We start from the raw sequence: 20,278 nt of genomic DNA, 5'->3' as shown, positions 1-20,278 counted from the left end.
TCTTCGACAATGACAATGGCATCATCCACTACCATTCCAGTTGCCAGAATGATGCCAAACAACGTCAGGCTGTTGATGGAAAAATTGAATGCTTTAACGAATGCAAAAGTGCCGATTAAAGAAACTGGAATTGCGATCGCGGTAATCAGGCTAGCACGCCAGTCTTGTAAGAAAACGAAAATCACCAGCACGACGAGGGCGATCGCTTGCCACAAAGTATTTACTACCTCTTGACGCGACTCTTCGACAAATAGAGTTGCATCATAAGGAATTTCATAGACAATACCTGGGGGAAAATCCTTTGCCAGTCGCACCAACTCAGCTTTAACTCCATCAGCAACAGTCAAAGCATTACTGCCAGGAAGCTGAAAGATTTGATAGCCAACTGCCTTGCGATTGCTGTAGCTAGCTGTAGAGCTGTAATCTTCGGCTCCTAATTCTGCTCTGCCTACATCCTTGAGCTTCACCAGCGTACCATCTGCACCCGTTTTCAACACCAAATTCTCAAACTCGGTTGCTTCTTTCAGCCGACCTTGAGCTTGTACGTCAATTTGATATAGCTGCTCGTTGGGGGCAGGTGGTTGCCCAATACGTCCGATTCCTAACTGGATGTTCTGCTCGTTGAGCGCATCTACCACGTCTTGGGTAGTCAAGCCTCGACTTGCCATCTGAGGTGGGTTCAGCCACAGTCGCATAGCATAGCGGCGCTCGCCAAACCGAGCAACATTACTCACGCCTTCAACTCTTTCTAAGCTATCTAGGACGTAGAGATCCATGTAGTTGCTGATGAAGTTCTCGTCGTATTTGTCTGACTCTTGGCTGTAAACTGCGATTCCTAAAATAGCTGCGCTCGATTGCTTGCTGACGGATACTCCAGTTTGTTGTACCACTTGAGGCAATCTCGGTTCGGCTACAGAGACTCGATTGAGAACGTTCACCAATGCGGTATCGGGATTATACCCTAACCTAAACGTAACGGTGATGTTGCTAGTACCGTCGTTGCTGCTGGTTGAAGCTATGTATCTCATGCCCTCAACGCCGTTAATCTCCCGTTCCAATACATTTGTCACCGTTTCTTCTACAACTGTGGCACTTGCCCCAACATAGTTTGCCCTGACGACGATTTGCGTTGGGCTGATGTTGGGAAACTGTGCTATGGGTAACGTGGGGATGCTAATCAGTCCGACTAGCAAGATGATGAGGGCGCAGACAATAGCGAAGACGGGTCGCTTGATGAAGAAATCGACGAACATGATTTACATCTTGATGAATCAGGGCGATCGCGGTTGGTGAAGTAGGGGAGGATTGGCTTTGCGAGGAAGAATTGGTGCACTATCTTTCGCCAACACACCTGAAAATAAGAGGACTTTTCCTGGCTGAGGTTAGTCAACCTAGCGTATCGTTCAATGCTTCTTAGTTTGACGAGCTACCTGCAAACGCCTCCTATAGACCAATCTCTTGCTTCAGTTGACTCACCCAAGTTTTGATGCGCTCTTGCGTTAAATCGGATTGATTATCTTCGTCCAATGCCAGACCGACAAATTTCCCATCGCGTAAGGCTTTAGAATCAGTAAATTCATAGCCTTCTGTAGACCAATAGCCAACTGTTTCGCCACCTTGTTCGGCAATTTTTTCTTCCAACATACCCATAGCATCTTGGAAAGTGTCGGGATAGCCTACTTGGTCGCCTTCACCAAAATAAGCTACTTTCTTACCCGTGAAGTCGATATTGTCAAGTTCATCGTAAAAATTTTCCCAATCGCTTTGCAGCTCGCCAATATTCCAGGTAGGACAACCGATGATGATATAGTTATAGCCTTCAAAATCACTTGCTTCAGCCTTGGAAATGTCATTTAAGTCAACAACACTATCTCCGCCAAACTCTTTCTGAATTATTTCTGCCGCAGTTTGCGTGTTGCTGGTTTGAGTTCCAAAAAATAAACCAATCTTAGTCATTTCTTTTCCTCATTAGAACTAAAACTAATTTAAATTCTCTAGCTGACTGGAGAGTCAAGGGTAAACCAAAAAAGATCTAACTGGTGATAAAGTTTTGAGGCATGAAATAGATAGTGCTTAATTGAAAGAAGCACTAAATGTAAAAGCTATATTTACAAAGGTGCTCAACTAAACCTAGAAGCGGCTGACAACTGTTTGTCAAACTACGTTTATTGCTGTTTCAGCACAGTTTTTAAGGTTAACGTAGCTAACTGGCAGAGCGATCGCCAGTAAATAAAGAAAATCGAGAATATACCTACGATTTTCTAACTATTCAGTTTTGAAGTATTTCACAACTCAAATCATATTCAGCTTTTAGGTGAAAGAGAAAACTTGAGATTTTAATGCCCAAGTGCCGCTCTACGCACGTTCAATAATCGGGCAAATCGTCTCTTCAGGATGTTCCGGTATAGTCTTCCAACCAGAGAGTAGCCCTTGTAACTCTAACTTGAGAATCTGTAGCTGCTGGATTTGTTTCTCGATTTGGGAAACCTTATCTTCCAACTCAATCTTGACACGATCGCACGGTAGCTCGCCGCGATCGTAAATATCTAAAAAATCTTTAATTTCTGCTAGGCTTAACCCTAGTCGCTGCGCCCGTTTAATAAAGTTCAAACGAACTAAAACATCAGAGCTGAATATTCTAAATCCACCTTCCGTTCTCCCCGATGTTTTGAGCAAACCTAGCTCCTCATAGTAGCGAATTGTTTTGATTGGTACGCCACTTTCCTTAGCAACTGAACCAATTAATTTTGTCTGTTCTTGAACTAACATATTCAGTTCCTCTGCTGGCAAACTCAGTCATTTCTATCCTAAACTCTCCAGTTAGCTGGAGAGACAAGAGGATGCACATTGATTTATGAACGGTGATGCATGTCAGCAGAGTAAAGGGCAGATGCTTTCTCGTTGTTGTCAACACTGGATGGTTGTACTTCGATAGTAGAATTAGCTCCTTGAACTTCTATAGCACCTCGAAACATATTCATGCCGCAGGTGAAAGTATAAGTACCTGGTTTGTTGGGTGTAAACTCAATAGGTTTGACTTGGTTGAGGGGTAGCTCTTGAGCAATGTGAAAATCAGGAAAACGGACTTCTTCGAGGCAACTGCTAGGATCTTTACGGTAGAAGTTGAGCCGAACTGGTTGACCTGCACTCACGACAACTCGACTAGGTTCGTAACCACCATCTACCGTAACTGTAACTTCTTGAATTCCTGCTTGAGTTGTCGCCTGACGAGATTTAGGCTTGCTGAGCAAGAACCACCACAGTTCTAGCCCGATTAATCCCAAGCCACCAACCGTAACTGCACCTTTTATCCATAACGGTTGTTCGATGCGCTCAAACTGACTGGTGCCCTCTGGTTCGGAGTGTTGCATTCCTTCGTGAGGCATTTGTGCAACTGCCTGACCTGAAGTCATCCCAAATATCAATCCTAAACTGGCAATACTACCGACGATCGCACTTTTATTCACCATTGGAAAACCTCCTAGACAATCGCTCCTGAAATTACGCCCAACAGAAATCCAAATCCTGCTAACGTACTGAAAAATAGCACTTGCTTGAGCATTGTTACTTCTCCTCGATCGTGCGATCGCTTTTCAACTTGTTTTTGGATGGAAGTTACGCAACCGCAATGCATTCGTCACGACAGAGACAGAACTAAACGCCATCGCCGCACCTGCAATAATCGGACTGAGCAACCAACCAAAGAAAGGAAAGAGAATGCCTGCGGCAATCGGAATTCCAGCCACGTTGTAGATGAAAGCAAAGAACAGATTTTGTTTGATGTTGCGAATGGTAGCTCGCGAGAGCTGAATCGCCGTCACAATACCTTGCAGATCGCCAGAAATGAGCGTCAGGTCACTAGCAGCGATCGCCACATCCGTTCCCGTACCGATGGCAATTCCCACATCTGCTTGAGCTAAGGCTGGTGCATCGTTAATGCCATCCCCCACCATTGCCACAATCTTGCCTTCTGCCTGGAGACTTTCTACTTGAGCGGCTTTTTGGTCGGGACGAACTTCAGCAAAGACTCGTTTAATCCCCACTTCACGGGCAATAACTTCTGCGGTACGGCGGTTGTCGCCCGTCAGCATCACCACCTCTAATCCCATCCGTTGCATCGTGCGGATTGCCCCAGTAGAAGAAGGTTTGACGGCATCGGAAATTCCCATAATTCCTTGGACTGTACCATCGATCGCAATCCAGATAACTGTTTTACCCAAATACTCCAGCCGATCCCATTGTTGCTGCAATTGACTAGTATCGATCCCCAACTCATTCATCCAACGATGAGTACCAATTTGTACCAGGAGATCGGATGCGTATCCTTGCACGCCGCTACCTGCAACTGCTTCAAACTCTCGTACTTGAGTTGGTTCAACTCCCTGAGAACGGGCATATTGCACCACTGCTTCAGCTAAAGGATGCTCGGAATTGCGCTCGATAGATGCTGCTAGGCGTAACAATTTTAGCTCGTTACTATTTGCCGTACCATTAACCGTTACGAAGTCCGTTACAGTTGGCTTACCTTGCGTAATCGTACCCGTCTTATCAAGCACGATCGCTTGCAGTTTGTGCGCTAGTTCCAGACTTTCTGCACCTTTAATCAGAATGCCATTTTCTGCACCTTTACCCGTTCCCACCATAATCGAAGTTGGTGTAGCCAAACCCAAAGCACAAGGACAAGCAATAATCAGCACGCCAACAGTGGTAATCAACGCCATCGTGACGTTACCCATAACGTTGAACCAGATGATAAAGGTGGCGATTGCGATCGCAATCACCGCAGGCACGAACCATCCCGTTACTCGGTCTGCTAATCGCTGAATCGGTGCTTTAGAACCCTGGGCTTGCTGTACGAGCTTGACAATTTGCGCTAAGAAGGTGTCTTTACCAACTCTTGTTGCTTTAAACTTAAAGCTTCCGGTTTTATTGATCGTCGCACCAATCACCTCATCGCCAGACTGCTTTTTCACAGGCAAGCTTTCACCTGTCACCATCGACTCATCAATGGTAGAAGCACCGTCTACGATCTCTCCATCAACGGGAATCTTTTCCCCAGGACGTACCAAGACGATATCGCCCAAAACCACTTCGGCAATGGGAACATCTACTTCTCGACCGTTGCGGATCGCGCGTGCTGTTTTAGCCTGCAATCCCATCAGCTTGCGAATTGCTTCTGAGGTTTGTCCTTTAGCGCGATTCTCTAGGAGTCTTCCCAGCAAGATTAAAGTAATGATGACGGCGGCGGCTTCGTAATAAACATCCGGTCTAAGACCTTGAGCGATAAACCACCCAGGCAAGAAGGTGGGGAACAGGGAATATAAGTAAGCCGCACCCGTACCGATTGCCACTAACGTGTCCATTGTAGCGGTATGGCGCTTGAGGGCTTTCCAGGCATTGATGAAGAATGATGCGCCACACCAAAATTGTACCGGAGCGGTTAGCACCAACTGTAACCAGGAATTGTGCAGCCACATCGGGATGAAGGGGATAGATACCCCCGTCATGGCAGGCAACGACCCAATAACTAGAGTGGCACTGATAATACCGCTCACCCAGACCTTGCGGGTCAAGTGGCGATTTTCCGCTTGCCGCGTCTGACGTTCCGTATCGTCTTCTGGAGCAAGTACGTCGTCTTGCATGGCTATAGCAGAATAGCCAGCCGCATCAACTGCATCCTGAATTGCTGCTACGCCAGTTTTATTAGGGTCATAGGTGACTGTCGCTTGCTCTGCACCAAAGTTGACGCTGCACTCACTCACCCCAGGAACAGAGCGGATGGCATCTTCAATATTATTCGCACAGGAGGCACAACTCATGCCTCTTAGTTTCAGGCTAGCGTTTTCCATTTTTGACTCCTTGGCAGATGCAACTGTAACTATGCAACTGAGTAGCCCGCAGCGGTAATGGCTTCCTTTACGGCTGCTTGGGATACCTGGGTTTCGATATTAACCTGCTTGGTTTTTGGATCTGTCTGAACTATAGCTGTAGGATCGATTGCTTTGATTGCCTTGGTAATCGTTTGTCCACAAGCTGAACAAGCCATGTTGGGAACTTTTAATTGGAGTGTCATGGTTCAAATCCCCTTTGGTTTAACTAACTCCATCTTGCAATCTCTAGTTGGCTGGAGAGTCAAGGGGGTGGAGAAAGAATTTTTGTGAGGACAAAAAGTAGGAGCTTGATTAGCTCAAAACCAAGCTCCTATTCAAAACCAGTAATAACGTAGTAAGCGAGCGCTTATTAGGCTAACTACGGTTGTTCATTGCCTGGAGCAACTGCTGCATTTGGGCAATTTCAGCACTTTGACTCTCAATAATATTTTCAGCTAAATTACGAATTTCACGGTGTTGGGCACTGTTAACAACTAAGCCAGCCATCATCGTTGCCATGCGGTGATGGCGAGTCATTTGACGGAGAAATTCTCGATCGAAATCCTGGGCATTTTCCAGCGCTTCCATCATTTCCCTGTCCATCATCTCCATCTGCATCATGGCTTGCATCATTGACTCATCCATCCCACTATCCATTCCCATGTTCATTTCAGTAGTAGGTACTTCAGTGCCATACCACTGTTTATACCAAGTTTGCATCTGCTCAATTTCACGGGTTTGCTCTTCAATAATGGACTGAGCCAGCTTTTTAACTTCTGGGCTTTTGGCTCGGCTTAGAGCCATTTGAGCCATTTCATTAGCACTTTGATGGTGAGGAATCATCATTTCGATAAAAGGCTTATCTACTTCAGTCCTCATGTCCATCCTACGCTCTGCCGAACGAGGGATTTGCGCCTGAATCTGCTCTTGGGCTTTAGCTCTGTCGGTGAGAGAAAAAGCTGTAATAGAGGTGCTTGTCAGTAAAGCAACAAGACTGTAGATAACAAACTTTTTGTTTTTGTTCATTTTTGGATGATATTCAAATCGCAGATAATTTTGGTACTTTTGCTAGTTTTTAGTGTGAGTAGCTTTGACTTAAAGCTATTTTGTGCAGTTGACTAAAGAGTCAGCAGTGAGGTAGATCTGTTCGCAACAGATTGTGGCAAGAGTTAAAGACATGCGGTTTCAAAATCTGTAGCGATCTCAGTTATTGCACGCGATAGTACTGTCCCTAAAATATTTGCCGTTTGAAGCAATTTGGGCAGTAACAATAGTGCTCTACCTCTCTGCCTTTGGATAATTAAGCTATGCCTGCAACGCTAGCAACCTTGCGGTATTCCTCAACAGCACGCCGACAAGCTTGAGCGCATTTTTGACAATGGGGATTATCTTTGTGCTTCTCGCATTCAGTGGCGCATGCTTCGCAGATTTCGATACACGAGCGAACGATCTGAGGGATAAAGCGCGAGCCACGACTGATGTAAGCAGCAGAAGCCCAGCAGATGTCTGCACAATCGCGGCATAGGCGAGCGCATTCGGGCATACTGCCAAGACATACATCTGCACAGTGTTCGCATTCATAGGCGCAGTGAACGGCAGCATCTACAATCGATTGGTAATTTTGATGCGGCATGAGTAACTCTCCTAACGTTCTGGTACAACTTCCCGATCGAGCTTAAAGTCTCTAGTTAGCTGGAGAATCAAGGCGATCGAGTACTACTAGAAACAGATTTTGGCGCTCGTCATAGTAATGCGTCTGCCCACTCAATAGGCAGACGGCGATCGCGATCTACTTACGCAGCCATAGCTGTAGCCATCTGACGGCAGGACTCGGCGCAACGACGGCAGGACTGAGCGCAGCGCTTGCAGTGCTCGTGGTCGTGCTTCTCGCACTCAGCCGCACAGCGATCGCAAGCCTCGGCACAGACGCTGCATAATTGACCGTGCAGATCGGAGTTACGGGACATAAAACGAGCGCAGATGTCGCAAGTGTCAGCACAATCACGGCACAGCTTGATACAGTGAGCCATCATCTGTACCATATCGCTATCTAAGCAGGCAGTAGCACAGTTTTCACACTCGCGCAGACAATCGAGACAAGCCTGAATGCAAGTTTCAAGTTGGGATTGATGAGATTGAGATACTGTCATAACTCTCCTCCAAAAGCTTTAAAAACGAAATGAAGCAGTCATTATGCTTCTGTAGCTTTACTTTAGAAGGTGGCAAACGCACTCGCGTCTCTCTAATGGCACTAATGGTACGGAGCGCATTTATTACTGTAGAGATACAGCAATTTCATCCAAATTTCATCTCCATGTGATATCTGTGTTATTCAATACACGATGACGAATATTTCACGCTAATTTCATTCTTCTGTGAGAATATGTAGATATAAGAGTAGTGAGTAACGGGTGTTAGTAAGAAGACGAGCAGCTAAATTACAACTTTTTTATGACTAATACAGATTCTAGAAAAATTACTAATAAAAAAGTTATTACTCTACTGGTAGCTACTACTATAATCGTTATGTTCCTACCAGGATTGACAGAGCATGTCTCCAGTCTCTTTTCTGCTCTTACCTTCACAGCCACTAATACTGTTACTGCATCCAAGTTAGGGCAAAATATCCAAATCTACGGCAAAACAGAACGGTTAGGTGATGGAATTATCCGCTCCTTTATCATGCTTGATGGTAAGAAGAATTCCTTAATAATTGGCGTGACTTTTACTAAAGAAGCACCGTTAAATCTGCCAGCAACACCTCACGAATACGAGCTTTCGCTACCGTCAGAAGCCTCTGCTTCAGCGTTCCGCTATGTTGTCATCACTTGGAATCCACAAGGGCATCAACCACTTGGGATCTACAATCCTCCTCACTTTGACTTTCATTTCTACTCGCTGGGTGCTGAGGAACGAAAGAAAATTACGGCAAATGGAGACGATTTGATTAAGGTATACAAGTCACCCTTAAAGAAATCGATTCCAATAGATTACATCCCAGAACCTACTAATCCTGCTCCTGGAGAAGGAAGGCATTGGATTGACAGTAAATCCTCAGAATTTCAGGGTTTACCCTTCACCAAGACATTCATCTACGGAACATACAATGGAGAAATCGTCTTTGGAGAACCGATGTTGACCAAATCTTGGTTAGAAACACAACCGAATTTTACCGAAGCTATAAAACTTCCAGAAGTATACTCCAAGAGCGCATATTATCCCACTTCGTATAGCGTTAAATACGACCGGACACGGCAAGAATATACCGTATCCCTCGATCGATTGATATTTCGTTCTTTAAAATCTTTTGAAGACAAGAATTAGGCGATCGCCCACTTGAGCCGATCGCAGCTTTTCGTTAGTTGAAGAGCGTAAGCTTCAAGACAAGCAACAATGCTGAAGTTCACGGTTCCAAGATTGAAATATTTTTCAAGGTTAACAATAAAGCTAATATTCTTTCTAAAAGCCAAACTCTTGTTTCAGTTGATTTACCCAAGATTTGATGCGCTCTTGCGTTAAATTGGATTGATTATCTTCATCCAATGCCGGACTATTGCTGGTTTGAATCCCGAAAAATAAACTGCTTTTTGCCATTATTCCTCTTTTCAAGTTTCTACTAGGAATATTTGCGCGGTAATCTGCAAGTGCAATTGTAAATTACTTCTTATTTTTTACGTATTTGATAAATAAATACTTCCTCCATCAGAAAGAGTCTATTCTTAAGAGAGTCGCGAGGAAAAAGACAAGCAGGGCACTTCTATTACCTCAAACCTTTAGGCAGAGGCAGCCTACGCCATTGCAATAAAAGAAGAGCGTTTTATACTCTAGGAGGTTATAAGTGCAGTTTTTATCGCTCTTGTAAAAGAGCGAAATTTCTGTCTTTTGATAAACAGGAATTTCACGCTAATTTCATTTCGATATACATGTTACAAAATTCTACCGCTTGAAAGGTGGGCATCTATTTTTTTTATTTATAGTGAATCACATCAATAACCATTAATCTAGCGTAGGAAAAAACTTAGATATGGACTGGCTGTCGAAAGCAGTTGGCATTGTGCTAGTGCTTCTAGCACTGCTCAATATTTATTTCACTGTTCTATATCCCCGTAGTGGCAACAGCGCCATTAGTATGCTATTGAGCAAAAGGTAGTGGCAGTTATTTCAGCTAGCGGCACAACTTTTTAGGGTTCGTCGCGATCGCTTTCTCTCTCATTGTGGTTCTGTAAATTTGACAGTGATTGCTACCACATTGCTACTCTTACTGTGGCGTAAGAATTCTAGCGATCGCAGGTGTTCGCCTAATCAGTGCAGCACTAATCGAGTGGATTGCTTTAGTGATGGGTAGGTGGAACTATAGTGAAGCCACGCTCCGACTTCCCTTCTAGAGGTCGGGATGCTACCCGTGCTTCAGTTGATGATTTTACCCGTTCTAACTTTTTGGATTCCTTTTGGATTGTGGAGCAAATTACTCAAAGAAAGCGGATTTAGACCGTAGCTTCCGTCTGTAAACCAAATTCTTGTTTTAGTTGCGCGACCCAGGTTTTAATTCGTTCTTCAGTTAAATCGGATTGATTGTCTTCATCCAAAGCAAGCCCAACAAACCGCTCGTCCCGAACTGCTTTCGACTCCGTGAAATCATAGCCTTCCGTAGACCAGTAACCAACTGTTTCACCACCAAGTTCTGAAATTTTCTCTTCTAAAATTCCCATTGCATCTTGGAATGAATAAGCATAACCTACTTGGTCGCCTTCACCAAAATAAGCAACCTTCTTGCCAGTAAAATCAATTTCGTCTAACCGATCAAAGAAGTTACCCCAGTCATCCTGAAGCTCACCCACGTTCCAAGTTGGGCAACCAATAATAATGTAGTCGTAGTCGTTAAAATCACTCGGTTCAGTTTTGGAGATGTCATATAACGTTACAACATTTTCTCCACCAAACTCTTGCTGAATCATCTCAGCTGCGGTTTGAGTATACCCTGTTTGAGTTCCGTAAAACAAGCCAATCTTTGACATACTACACTTCCTTCTAGATTAAATTTGAGTGCTATTCGCTAAGTTCTAAAGGATCGCAGCCCCTTTTACAATCAACTGTTAGATTTGAGTTGCGATTCTTTTGGAGTTGTCCCTTTAATCAAAAACGTTCTTATCTTGCTCAATTTCGAGCAGGTCATCTATCTCGAACTTACATCGATCGAGGTCACATCCCCTCTTGCTACCGAGATAATTCCGATCTCATTTTTCGGGCAGACAAGCATTTCATAACGATTTCATTTTTGTGTGCGTTATTGAATTAAGGGTCGGTTAATCCTAGAGAGCAGCTCAAATCAAGCAAGATCAGCCTCTGAGCCTAAGCCGACGTAATAACATGGCATTGATTGAAACAACAACGGTCGAAACGCTCATGAAGATAGCGCCTACTGCTGGAGATAAGAGAATTCCAAAGGAATAAGCGACTCCTGCGGCTAAAGGAATGCCAATAATGTTGTAACCCGTTGCCCAAAACAGATTTTGCAGCATTTTGTTGTAGGTTGCTTTTGCCAACTTCAATGCATAGGTGGCATCGAGGGGACTACTATTGATTAATACCAAATCTGCGGATTCGATTGCGACATTGGTCCCAGCCCCGATCGCCAGTCCTAAATCTGCCTCGGTTAGAGCAGGCGCATCATTAATCCCATCTCCCACAAACGCAGTCGGTTTTTCGGCTTTGAGTCTGCGGATAATTGAGGCTTTATCTTGCGGTAGCACGCGGGCATAGTAGCGATCGATGTTCAAATCCTCAGCAACGGTCTTGGCAACCGCTTCTGCATCGCCCGTAATCATCACCACTTGCACATTCATTTCCTGCAATCTTGCGACTGCTTCTCTTGCAGGTTCCCGCACTCGATCGGCTAATCCAAAAACAGCCAGCACTTGCCGCTCGTCCATGAGGACGATCGCGCTTTCTCCCCGCGACTCACTTTGCTCTAATCCTGCTTGTAAGGCTGCTGGGAATGCCAGCTTCAATTCGCGCACCCATTCGGGTCTACCGACTCGATAACGTTGGTTGTTTACCGTGCCTTCCACACCGCTACCAGGAATTGCTTGAAAATCTTCGCCTTTTGTAAATTGAATCTGGTGACGATCTGCTTCCTGCACGATCGCTTGAGCCAGAGGATGTTCGGAGAGCGATTCTAGCGTTGCCGCAATTCCTAACGCTTTGAGTTCATCAATTTTATCTGTGTAAATCCGTTGAACTCCAAATCGTCCTTCTGTTAATGTTCCAGTTTTATCAAACGCAATCGTTTGAATATTTCTTGCTCGCTCAAATGCTTCTCGACTGCGAACTAAAATCCCATGTTTCGCAGACATCGCTGTTGCATTGACAATCACCAGTGGAATCGCTAAGCCTAATGCGTGCGGACAAGCAATCACTAATACTGTTACGGCGCGATTAATTGCAAAAGTACTATCAGGACCGAATGCCAGCCAAACAATGAAGGTCAGCGTTGCAACTGCGATCGCAATCAGTGTCAACCAATACGCTAATCGATCCGCTAATGCTTGATAGCGGCTTTTAGAGCTTTGCGCTTCCTCAACGAGGCGCATGATTTGGCTAAGGGTGGTTTGTTCACCTGTTCGAGTGACTTTCACGGTCAATGCGCCATCTCCATTTACGGCTCCGGCAACCACTTCATCATTAACTTGCTTGGTGACTGGGCGAGATTCACCAGTGAGAAAAGCTTCATTCACACTCGAAGCACCTTCTGTGACTTCGCCATCGATTGGAATTTGTTCGCCAGGGCGAACTAGAATTAAGTCATCGTGTTGTAGTGTATCGACCTGAACATCCTCAATTCGTCCATTCACCAAACGATGCGCTACGGTAGGCACGAGTTGGGCCAAATTCTCTAAGGCTCGACTTGCTCCCTGAACCGATGCCATCTCGATCCAGTGCCCTAGCAGCATGATGTCAACGAGTGTTACCAATTCCCAATAAAATGGTTCGCCTCTCAGTCCAAATGAAACAGCGAGACTATAAATAAAAGCAACAGTGATGGCAAGCGCAATCAGCGTCATCATGCCAATCTTGCTGCGTAATTCACGCCATGCCCCTCGCAGAAAAACCCAACCGCCATAAAAATAGATAACTGTACTGAGAATTGGGGCAACCCACTCTGAACTAGGAAACGCGATCGCGCGATACCCGAACCACATCTGAAACATGGGTGCGTAGTAAAGCACTGGTAAACTTAGCACCAGACAGATGAAGAATCGTCGCTGAAAGATTTCTGGACGATGACCTGCGTGCTTATCGTGGTGGGAATGTTGCTGTCGAGCTTCATGCAAATCCTGACGGACATCAGCAAGTTGCCTCTGATGTTCATCATGTCCAACGTATTCTTGCTGGGGTTGCTGATGCCCGTGATCCTCGTGATGGCGTTGCATAAGTCTCTCTAGAAGTGGAGAAAAATGTAGATAGTTTAAGACTCTTAAAACAACGTATAAGAATCATCCATCTTAACAATCTGTTCACCTTAAAGCAGGTACAGAATACCCGCTCTAACTGCAATCTTTAAGTTATTTGTAGTTTGTTAAACTCATAGAGCCAAAGGCAAATTCAGCATAAAACGTGGATACTGCTAATACATCGTTCTTAAGTAAGAGTGCAATTTCTTTCTATTGAAAGATAAGCATTTCATCTTAATTTCATCGCCGTATGCTGTCTTTACCATGAAGAATAAAAAGTAGCATTTTATACTTAAATGATTTTGTTAGTTTTTCTCACTAACGCAGGCATTGACATTGCTTTGTCGAGCCAGCGATGCGATCGCGTGTAATGGATAAATGGATAAAGGATTTCATCCAAATTTCATCCTGTTTTGCAATACTTAATATTTAGGGCAATTCAATCGCTCTTCTGAGCGAAATCATTGTCTTGCTATAGCAGTCAGTTATGGTGGCAAACTTAACTGTTGACTCTCCAGCCAACAGGAGATTTCATAATGAGAAAGGAAATTCTTAAGCAATAGATTTATGAGTACAAAGTCGTTTAGGCAACCTACATCTGTGAAAACTAAGTTTTTAGCGTTAACCCTAGCAGCGATCGCCTCGATGACAGGTGGTTTACTTGCTACTGTTTTCGGTGTCTCGGCGAAAGATGGTAAAACTCCAGGCACCACCAACGCTCATGCCAAGCAGAATATGCAGCATGGAGGCGGTATGATGAATCACGGCAGTGGCATGATGAATCACGGCAGTGGCATGGCAATGGATCTTGGTCCAGCCGATGCCAACTACGATCTGCGGTTTATTGATGCGATGAGACTGCACCACCGAGGCGCGATCGCGATGGCGAAAGAAGCACAGCAAAAATCAAAGCGTCCTGAAATTAAGAGCCTGGCGCGCAACATTATTATTGCCCAAAACCGTGAAGAAAACGAGCTGCTGCGGAAGTGGCGACAGCAATGGTATCCCCAAGCGAGTCAAGAGCCTGTTGCCTACGGCGGAGAGGGCAAACCTGTAGTTCCAATGACAAAACAACAGCAGCAAAGCATGTCAATGATGATGGACTTGGGAACTGCTGACGCTCAGTTTGACTTGCGCTTCATGAATGCGATGATTGCTCACCATGAAGGAGCAGTCATGATGGCTCAAGATGCTTTGCAAAAGTCGAAGCGACCGGAAATTAAACAATTGGCTAATGAAATTGCCACTTCACAACAAAAAGAGATCGCTCAAATGAAGCAATGGCGCAAAGCTTGGTATAAGCAGTAAACCAGTAATGCAGTGTAGAGTTGAAAACGCTTATACTGCGATGTCTGAAGCTATGGCAGCAAAGTTTCCTTGCAACTAAGGCGATCTCAGTCGAGAAGTTTTGCGGCGATCGCGAAGGTGAAATAATCTCTTAATTATTTGTCTAATTGCCAGTAGCCATTTCATCTTGATTTCATCTGCATAGGAGAAACTAGATACTTAGTAGTGCAGTTGTAGTGCTGTGCTAGGTTCAGGCAAAAAGTAAAGAACTGCCCAGATGCTAACACGGAAAACTTCGCTCCCACGGTACACAAGGACATTTCTAGTGATGCTCAAATCATCCCGTCCCCAATCGTCTGCACCGCTTCGCCGCCTCTCTGGGGCGATCGTCAGCCTTGCAATCCTCATAGCTCCCATAACTGTGTTAGCTCACGGCGGACACGGAGATGAATTTCAAGGAGGAGGAAGTGAGGCGACTCAAACAACTGACTCGATTCCAGTCGATGCCGAGACTGCCAAGCGGCTGGGAATCAAAGTAGAGCCAGTGAACCGACAGCGACTAACAGTAGGGCTAAAAACGACCGGACAAATTGAAACTCTGCCCAACAAGCAAGTAGAAGTCACGACACCAATTTCAGGAGCTAAAGTAGCCCAGTTATTAGTGCAACCTGGCGCTGCCGTGCAAGCAGGTCAACCCGTTGCCGTTATATCTACTCCCGACTTAGTAGAACTGCGCGTCACTTCTCAGGAAAAGCAGGCAGAGGCACGAGCAGATTTACAAAAAGCGCAAGCAGACTTAAGACTAGCGCAACAAAACTATCAACGTTTCTCACAAATTGCCGCAGCCGAGATCGCGCAAGCACAAAGCCAAGTAGACTTTGCTCAAGAAAAGTCTGATAAAGACCAAGTTTTGTTGACTAAAGGTGCAATTCCCCGTCGCCAAGCTCTAGAATCCGAAACTCAGCTAGCCGAAGCTAAAGCTAAGCTGACAGCAGCTAACAGCCGTCGAGATGTCATTGCAGCCGAAGCCGATCTCAAACGCGCTCAGTCAGAGGTGGAGGCAGCTCAGTCCCGCCTTAACCTCAGCACTACTGCATATCAAACTCGACTGCAACAACTGGGTGCAAAAGCCAATGCTCAAGGGCTGGTAACAGTTACAACTCCCATTTCTGGTAGAGTTGCCGATCGCGAAGTCACTATCGGTCAATCCTTCCAAGATGCAGGTGGCAAGCTGATGACAATTGTGAACGACAGTCGGGTTTATGCCACAGCTAACATCTACGAAAAAGATTTAGATAAAGTTAAAAAGGGTCAACCAGTCAAAGTCACAGTTGCTTCTATGCCCGATCGGACTTTCACAGGACGCATCACCGTAATTGGTTCGGTGGTGGAAGGCGAGACGCGGGTAGTACCTGTCAAAGCCGAGATCGATAACTTTAGCGGAGTCCTGAAGCCAGGGATGTTTGCCCAACTAGAGGTGCTAACAGATCGGACATCAACAGCACTCCTGGCAATTCCCAGCTCAGCCGTGGTGGAAGCCAACGGCAAACAAATGGTTTACATCCAAAATGGCAATGCTTATCAACCAGCCGAAGTGATTTTAGGTCAGACATCTGGGGATATGGTTGAGGTAAAAAGCGGCTTATTTGAAGGGGATGCAATTGTTACCCAACGCGCCCCGCAGCTTTACGCTCAGTCTTTACGGGGAGGCTCAAAAGAAGCTCCAGCAGCAGATTCAGCCGGAGAAGCTGAAGCACCCAAGGCAAGTAACGAAGGCACAACTCCTAGTGCTACAACAGCGGGAGCGCAATTTCCCTGGTGGTTGGCAGGAGCAGCAGGAGGATTAGCGATCGGTACTGCTGCTTTTGCAGCGGGTGCTTTTTGGTCTGGTCGTCGCACCAAGTCTCAACTAGTCCCAGCATCAACAGGACCTGCATACGAACCCCATGAATATCCTAATGGTAATGGTTCTACCAAATCGACAACTTACTACACGCCCAAGCTAGACGATCGCGTAGAATCTGTTTCTAGTGACGAATCATCCTTGATGAACGACGATCGTCATACAAGGAGCCAGCAGTCAGAAGCCAGAGACCGGAAGTAAAGATCTTCTTCCAGAATTCCACAAAATCCCTGGTAAGGACTGTCGCTCGCTGCCTCATTCTAGACCATGAAGATTTGGACATGACAAGATGCTAAACATTCAGGCTTGACATTGGAGCAATACAAATTTTCTCCTTGGTTGCTACAAAAACAGTTGTCTCAAGCTCAAAGATTATTTCCAATCGCCATATTTTAGTTTTTGCTGCTAGGTACAATAGGGTTTTTGATTAACTAAACGTGAAAAAATCGATTTTCAAAATGGATTTCATCTCAATTTCATCTTCTTTTGGGAAATTGAATAGAGTACCCAATCGCCAACATCGCTACTCATCCAGCTAGAATGAGCAGTTTCAAACAGCAGCTATCTCTCACCTAGAATCGAAAAATGCTCAATTCCATCCTGAAGTGGTCAATCGTTCGACGCTGGCTAGTTGTTTTGGGGGCAGTCATTGTCACCGTATTAGGAATTTACAATTTGAGGCAGATGCCCTTAGATGTTTTTCCTAACTTTGCGCCGCCCCAGGTTGAGATTCAAACAGAAGCACCAGGACTGGCTCCTGAAGAAGTAGAATCTTTGATTACATTGCCAATCGAAAGTGCCATTAATGGTACGCCTGGAGTCACAACGGTACGCTCGTCCTCTGCGGTTGGAATTTCTGTGGTCAAGGTCATCTTTAGCTGGGAAACTGATGTATTTCAAGCCCGCCAGTTGGTAACAGAGCGATTGCAGCAAGCCCAAAGTAAGCTGCCTCAAAACATCGAGCCACCGCAGATTTCTCCAACTAGCTCTCCGATTGGTACGGTGTTGCAATATGCGTTTACTGCCGAGACTACGCCGTTGATGGAAGTCAGGCGACTGGTTGACCGCGATATCACTAACCGTCTGCTGGCAGTGCCAGGTGTTTCTCAAGTCATCGCTTATGGGGGAGACATTCGCCAGTATCAAGTATTGGTTGACCCTGCCAAGTTAAAAGCTTTCAACGTCTCCTTGGCAGAAGTCACCGAAGCAGCACAAGCAGCGAATACCAATGCGGCTGGTGGCTTTCTTGTCAACCCAGACCAAGAATTATTAATTCGGGGCATTGGACGAATTTCATCAATCGAAGAGCTGAAGCAGTCAGTAGTTACTGCCCGTAATGGCAATCCCGTACTGCTAAACGATGTAGCTGACGTGCAAATCGGCGCAGCCTTGCAGCGGGGTGATGGCAGTTTAAACGGTCAGCGAGCGATTGTGGTCATGGTTAACAAGCAACCCCAAGCTGATACTCCGACAGTGACTAGAGCGATTGAAGCTGCGATCGCAGACATTCAGCCCAGTCTGCCCGAAGATGTTAAAGTTACCGTTTCTTTTCGCCAGCAAAACTTCATCGACGATGCGATTAAGAATGTTGAAGATTCCCTGCGGGATGGCATCATTATTGTTTCCGTTATCCTAGTGCTGTTTTTGATGAATTGGCGTACTGCCATTATTACTCTCAGCGCCATTCCCCTATCGATACTCATTGGACTGCTAATTTTGAATTGGTTCGGTCAAGGCATCAACACGATGACTTTGGGAGGACTAGCAGTGGCAATTGGCTCGGTGGTAGACGACTCAATCGTGGATATGGAAAATGCCTACCGAGGGTTGCGGAAAAATCAGCTAGCAGGAAATCCAGTTCATCCGTTCCAAGTGGTCTATGACACATCAGTAGAAGTGCGCGTTAGCGTGCTATTCTCCACGATAATTATCGCTGTTGTTTTTGCCCCAATTTTTACGCTGACTGGAGTAGAAGGTCGAATTTTTGCCCCAATGGGGGTGGCTTACTTAGTATCGATTTTTGCTTCAACCCTGGTAGCAATGACGCTCTCGCCAGCCTTATGTGCCATCTTGTTAGCTAACCGCCGATTACCAGAGGAAGAAACTTGGATTTCCCGTTTTTCTCAACGGCTGTATCGTCCGCTGCTCCGATTTTCCATTCGCGTTCCTAGTGTGATTCTGGCGATCGCAGTGGCTTTATTTGTCGCCTCCGCGATCGTTTTGCCGTCGCTAGGACGAGTGTTTTTACCTGAGTTTCAGGAGCGATCGCTCGTCAATGCTATGTTGCTATACCCTGGTGTTTCTTTGGAAGTCACGAACAAGTCGGGGATGGCAATTCAAGAGGCGCTTAAGGGCGATCCTCGGATTGAGTCGGTACAGTTACGCTCTGGACGTGCGCCAGGAGACGCAGATGCGGGTGGTGTCAACTTAGGACACGTAGATATAGAAATTAGCGATGAAGGAATGAAAGACCGAGAAGCGACTATTGAAAAGATTAGAGCAGAATTTGCGAAATTACCAGGAGTTGCTCCTAGTATTGGTGGTTTTATTTCTCATCGCATGGATGAGGTCTTATCTGGGGTCAGAAGTGCGATCGCGGTGAAAATTTTTGGTCCCGAACTGGATGAACTACGCAGTATTGGCGCTGAAGTTCAGACAGCAATGAGCAACGTCCAAGGTGTCGTAGACTTACAGCTAGAACCCCAAGTGCCGATTAAACAAGTGCAAATTCAATTCGATCGCTCTGCTGCGGCTCGTTACGGTCTTTCAGTCGGTCAACTATCAGAAACGATTGAAACTGCATTAAACGGACAAGTCGTTTCCCAAGTGCTGCGAGAGCAACAGTTATTTGATTTATTAGTGTGGTTAAAACCAAGCGATCGTAATAACTTAGAAACTATTAGGAATTTATTAGTTGATGCTCCTAACGGGCAGAAAATTCCTTTAGGATCTGTTGCTAATATTGACTACGGCACTGGTCCCAATACGATTAATCGGGAGAACGTTTCTCGGTTAATTGTTGTCTCTGCTAACGTATCCGGTCGAGATTTAGGTTCTGTTATTGAAGATATCCGAGCCAATATTAAACAACAAGTGCAACTACCATCAGGTTACTTTATTCAATACGGCGGTCAGTTTGAATCAGAGCAACGAGCGACTCAAAACTTACTTCTATTTGGTGCTTTGGCTATTGTCGTCATTGCCGTCTTAATGTACTTCGCCGTCAAGTCCATATCTGCCATGCTGATGATTATGATTAATCTACCTTTGGCTTTGGTGGGAGGCATTTTTTCTGTGGCTTTGGGCGGCGGTGTCATTTCCGTGGCTTCAATGGTGGGATTTATCACTTTGTTTGGAGTCGCCACGCGCAACGGCTTGCTACTAGTTGAAAACTACAACGCTAAGTTAGCCAAGGGAATGCCTTTGAAGGCAGTTCTATTTGAGGGTTCAATGGAGCGACTGGCAGCTATTTTAATGACAGCACTTACCTCAGCACTAGGTATGGTTCCGCTTGTTATTGGTAGTGGTGCAGGTAAAGAAATTTTGCAACCTTTGGCGATTGTGGTATTAGGTGGATTGTTTACTTCCACGGCGTTAACCCTGTTAGTTCTTCCAGCTTTGTATTCTCAATTTGGTAAATTCCTGGTTCCTAAGCAAAACGTCTCAATTGTAGAAGATAGTAAAGTAGTTGGAGCCATCTCAGAATAATGCTGGAAAGACTGAACAGTTGCCTGTTTACTGAAAACTTTTAGGGCACTTAATCCAGA

General features: G+C 45.4%; 16 protein-coding genes and 1 pseudogene. 5 read left to right on the top strand and 12 right to left on the bottom strand.

Annotated elements, in window-relative coordinates; genetic code table 11:
* From DSM107010_RS41025 to DSM107010_RS01210, 9 genes are all read right to left on the bottom strand, one after another.
* On the bottom strand, nt 1-1,253 hold a 1,253-nt coding region (locus DSM107010_RS41025; protein ID WP_241994078.1), incomplete at its 3' end, for an efflux RND transporter permease subunit.
* A gap of 190 nt (nt 1,254-1,443) precedes the next feature.
* Nucleotides 1,444-1,956: a flavodoxin FldA gene (gene fldA, locus DSM107010_RS01245; protein ID WP_127022130.1), complete on the bottom strand. Its 513-nt coding sequence runs from the start codon at nt 1,954-1,956 to the stop codon at nt 1,444-1,446.
* Nucleotides 1,957-2,355: 399 nt separating this feature from the next.
* Nucleotides 2,356-2,769 carry a heavy metal-responsive transcriptional regulator gene (locus DSM107010_RS01240; protein ID WP_106171571.1) on the bottom strand — a complete coding sequence of 138 codons (414 nt, stop codon included), beginning with the start codon at nt 2,767-2,769 and terminating at the stop codon, nt 2,356-2,358.
* Between the two features lie 83 nt (nt 2,770-2,852).
* On the bottom strand, nt 2,853-3,470 hold the full coding sequence (locus DSM107010_RS01235; protein WP_181246581.1) for a cupredoxin domain-containing protein: 618 nt from the start codon (nt 3,468-3,470) through the stop codon (nt 2,853-2,855).
* 123 nt (nt 3,471-3,593) lie between these two features.
* Nucleotides 3,594-5,849, bottom strand: coding sequence for a heavy metal translocating P-type ATPase (locus DSM107010_RS01230; RefSeq protein WP_127022127.1), 2,256 nt, complete (start codon nt 5,847-5,849; stop codon nt 3,594-3,596).
* Nucleotides 5,850-5,878: 29 nt separating this feature from the next.
* Nucleotides 5,879-6,073 (bottom strand): heavy-metal-associated domain-containing protein, encoded by a 195-nt coding sequence (locus DSM107010_RS01225; protein ID WP_106165904.1) that lies wholly within the window; start codon nt 6,071-6,073, stop codon nt 5,879-5,881.
* Nucleotides 6,074-6,245: 172 nt separating this feature from the next.
* Nucleotides 6,246-6,896 carry a DUF305 domain-containing protein gene (locus DSM107010_RS01220; RefSeq protein WP_106165903.1) on the bottom strand — a complete coding sequence of 217 codons (651 nt, stop codon included), beginning with the start codon at nt 6,894-6,896 and terminating at the stop codon, nt 6,246-6,248.
* A 274-nt stretch (nt 6,897-7,170) separates the two neighbouring features.
* Complete coding sequence (locus DSM107010_RS01215) at nt 7,171-7,503, bottom strand: four-helix bundle copper-binding protein (RefSeq protein WP_106165902.1); 333 nt, start codon at nt 7,501-7,503, stop codon at nt 7,171-7,173.
* Between the two features lie 160 nt (nt 7,504-7,663).
* A complete protein-coding gene (locus DSM107010_RS01210; RefSeq protein ID WP_106165901.1) occupies nt 7,664-8,020 on the bottom strand; it encodes a four-helix bundle copper-binding protein in 357 nt (118 codons plus the stop codon).
* 301 nt (nt 8,021-8,321) lie between these two features.
* Here DSM107010_RS01210 and DSM107010_RS01205 point away from each other — a divergent pair, with 301 nt between their 5' ends.
* Nucleotides 8,322-9,194 carry a hypothetical protein gene (locus tag DSM107010_RS01205; protein ID WP_106165900.1) on the top strand — a complete coding sequence of 291 codons (873 nt, stop codon included), beginning with the start codon at nt 8,322-8,324 and terminating at the stop codon, nt 9,192-9,194.
* 135 nt (nt 9,195-9,329) lie between these two features.
* Here DSM107010_RS01205 and DSM107010_RS42790 read toward each other — a convergent pair.
* Nucleotides 9,330-9,416 (bottom strand): annotated as a pseudogene (locus DSM107010_RS42790) (flavodoxin FldA); the annotation flags it as partial.
* An 810-nt stretch (nt 9,417-10,226) separates the two neighbouring features.
* Here DSM107010_RS42790 and DSM107010_RS41925 point away from each other — a divergent pair.
* Nucleotides 10,227-10,358: a hypothetical protein gene (locus DSM107010_RS41925; RefSeq protein ID WP_258183772.1), complete on the top strand. Its 132-nt coding sequence runs from the start codon at nt 10,227-10,229 to the stop codon at nt 10,356-10,358.
* Here the strand turns inward: DSM107010_RS41925 and fldA (DSM107010_RS01190) are convergent.
* Complete coding sequence (gene fldA / locus DSM107010_RS01190; RefSeq protein ID WP_106165899.1) at nt 10,355-10,885, bottom strand: flavodoxin FldA; 531 nt, start codon at nt 10,883-10,885, stop codon at nt 10,355-10,357. The two genes, DSM107010_RS41925 and fldA (DSM107010_RS01190), sit on opposite strands and share 4 nt — an antisense overlap.
* Nucleotides 10,886-11,206: 321 nt before the next feature.
* The gene (locus tag DSM107010_RS01185; protein ID WP_127022124.1) at nt 11,207-13,300 is read right to left on the bottom strand and encodes a heavy metal translocating P-type ATPase; all 2,094 of its coding nucleotides are present in this window, start codon (nt 13,298-13,300) and stop codon (nt 11,207-11,209) included.
* A 588-nt stretch (nt 13,301-13,888) separates the two neighbouring features.
* On the opposite strand from DSM107010_RS01185, the gene DSM107010_RS01180 reads away from it, so the two are divergent.
* The 3 genes from DSM107010_RS01180 (at nt 13,889) to DSM107010_RS01170 (ending at nt 20,219) form a co-directional block, all read left to right on the top strand.
* Nucleotides 13,889-14,629 (top strand): DUF305 domain-containing protein, encoded by a 741-nt coding sequence (locus DSM107010_RS01180; RefSeq protein WP_106165898.1) that lies wholly within the window; start codon nt 13,889-13,891, stop codon nt 14,627-14,629.
* A 307-nt stretch (nt 14,630-14,936) separates the two neighbouring features.
* Nucleotides 14,937-16,712, top strand: a complete 1,776-nt coding sequence (locus DSM107010_RS01175; RefSeq protein ID WP_106165897.1) for an efflux RND transporter periplasmic adaptor subunit — start codon at nt 14,937-14,939, stop codon at nt 16,710-16,712.
* Nucleotides 16,713-17,096: 384 nt separating this feature from the next.
* Complete coding sequence (locus DSM107010_RS01170) at nt 17,097-20,219, top strand: efflux RND transporter permease subunit (RefSeq protein WP_106165896.1); 3,123 nt, start codon at nt 17,097-17,099, stop codon at nt 20,217-20,219.
* Nucleotides 20,220-20,278: the final 59 nt, after the last annotated feature.

Origin of the sequence: Chroococcidiopsis cubana SAG 39.79, assembly GCF_003991895.1 — a bacterium.
In the GTDB taxonomy this organism is placed as follows: Bacteria; Cyanobacteriota; Cyanobacteriia; order Cyanobacteriales; family Chroococcidiopsidaceae; genus Chroococcidiopsis; species Chroococcidiopsis thermalis.
The sequence above is the reverse complement of the archived record's forward strand: the minus strand, read 5'-3'. Positions and strand labels throughout refer to the sequence as shown.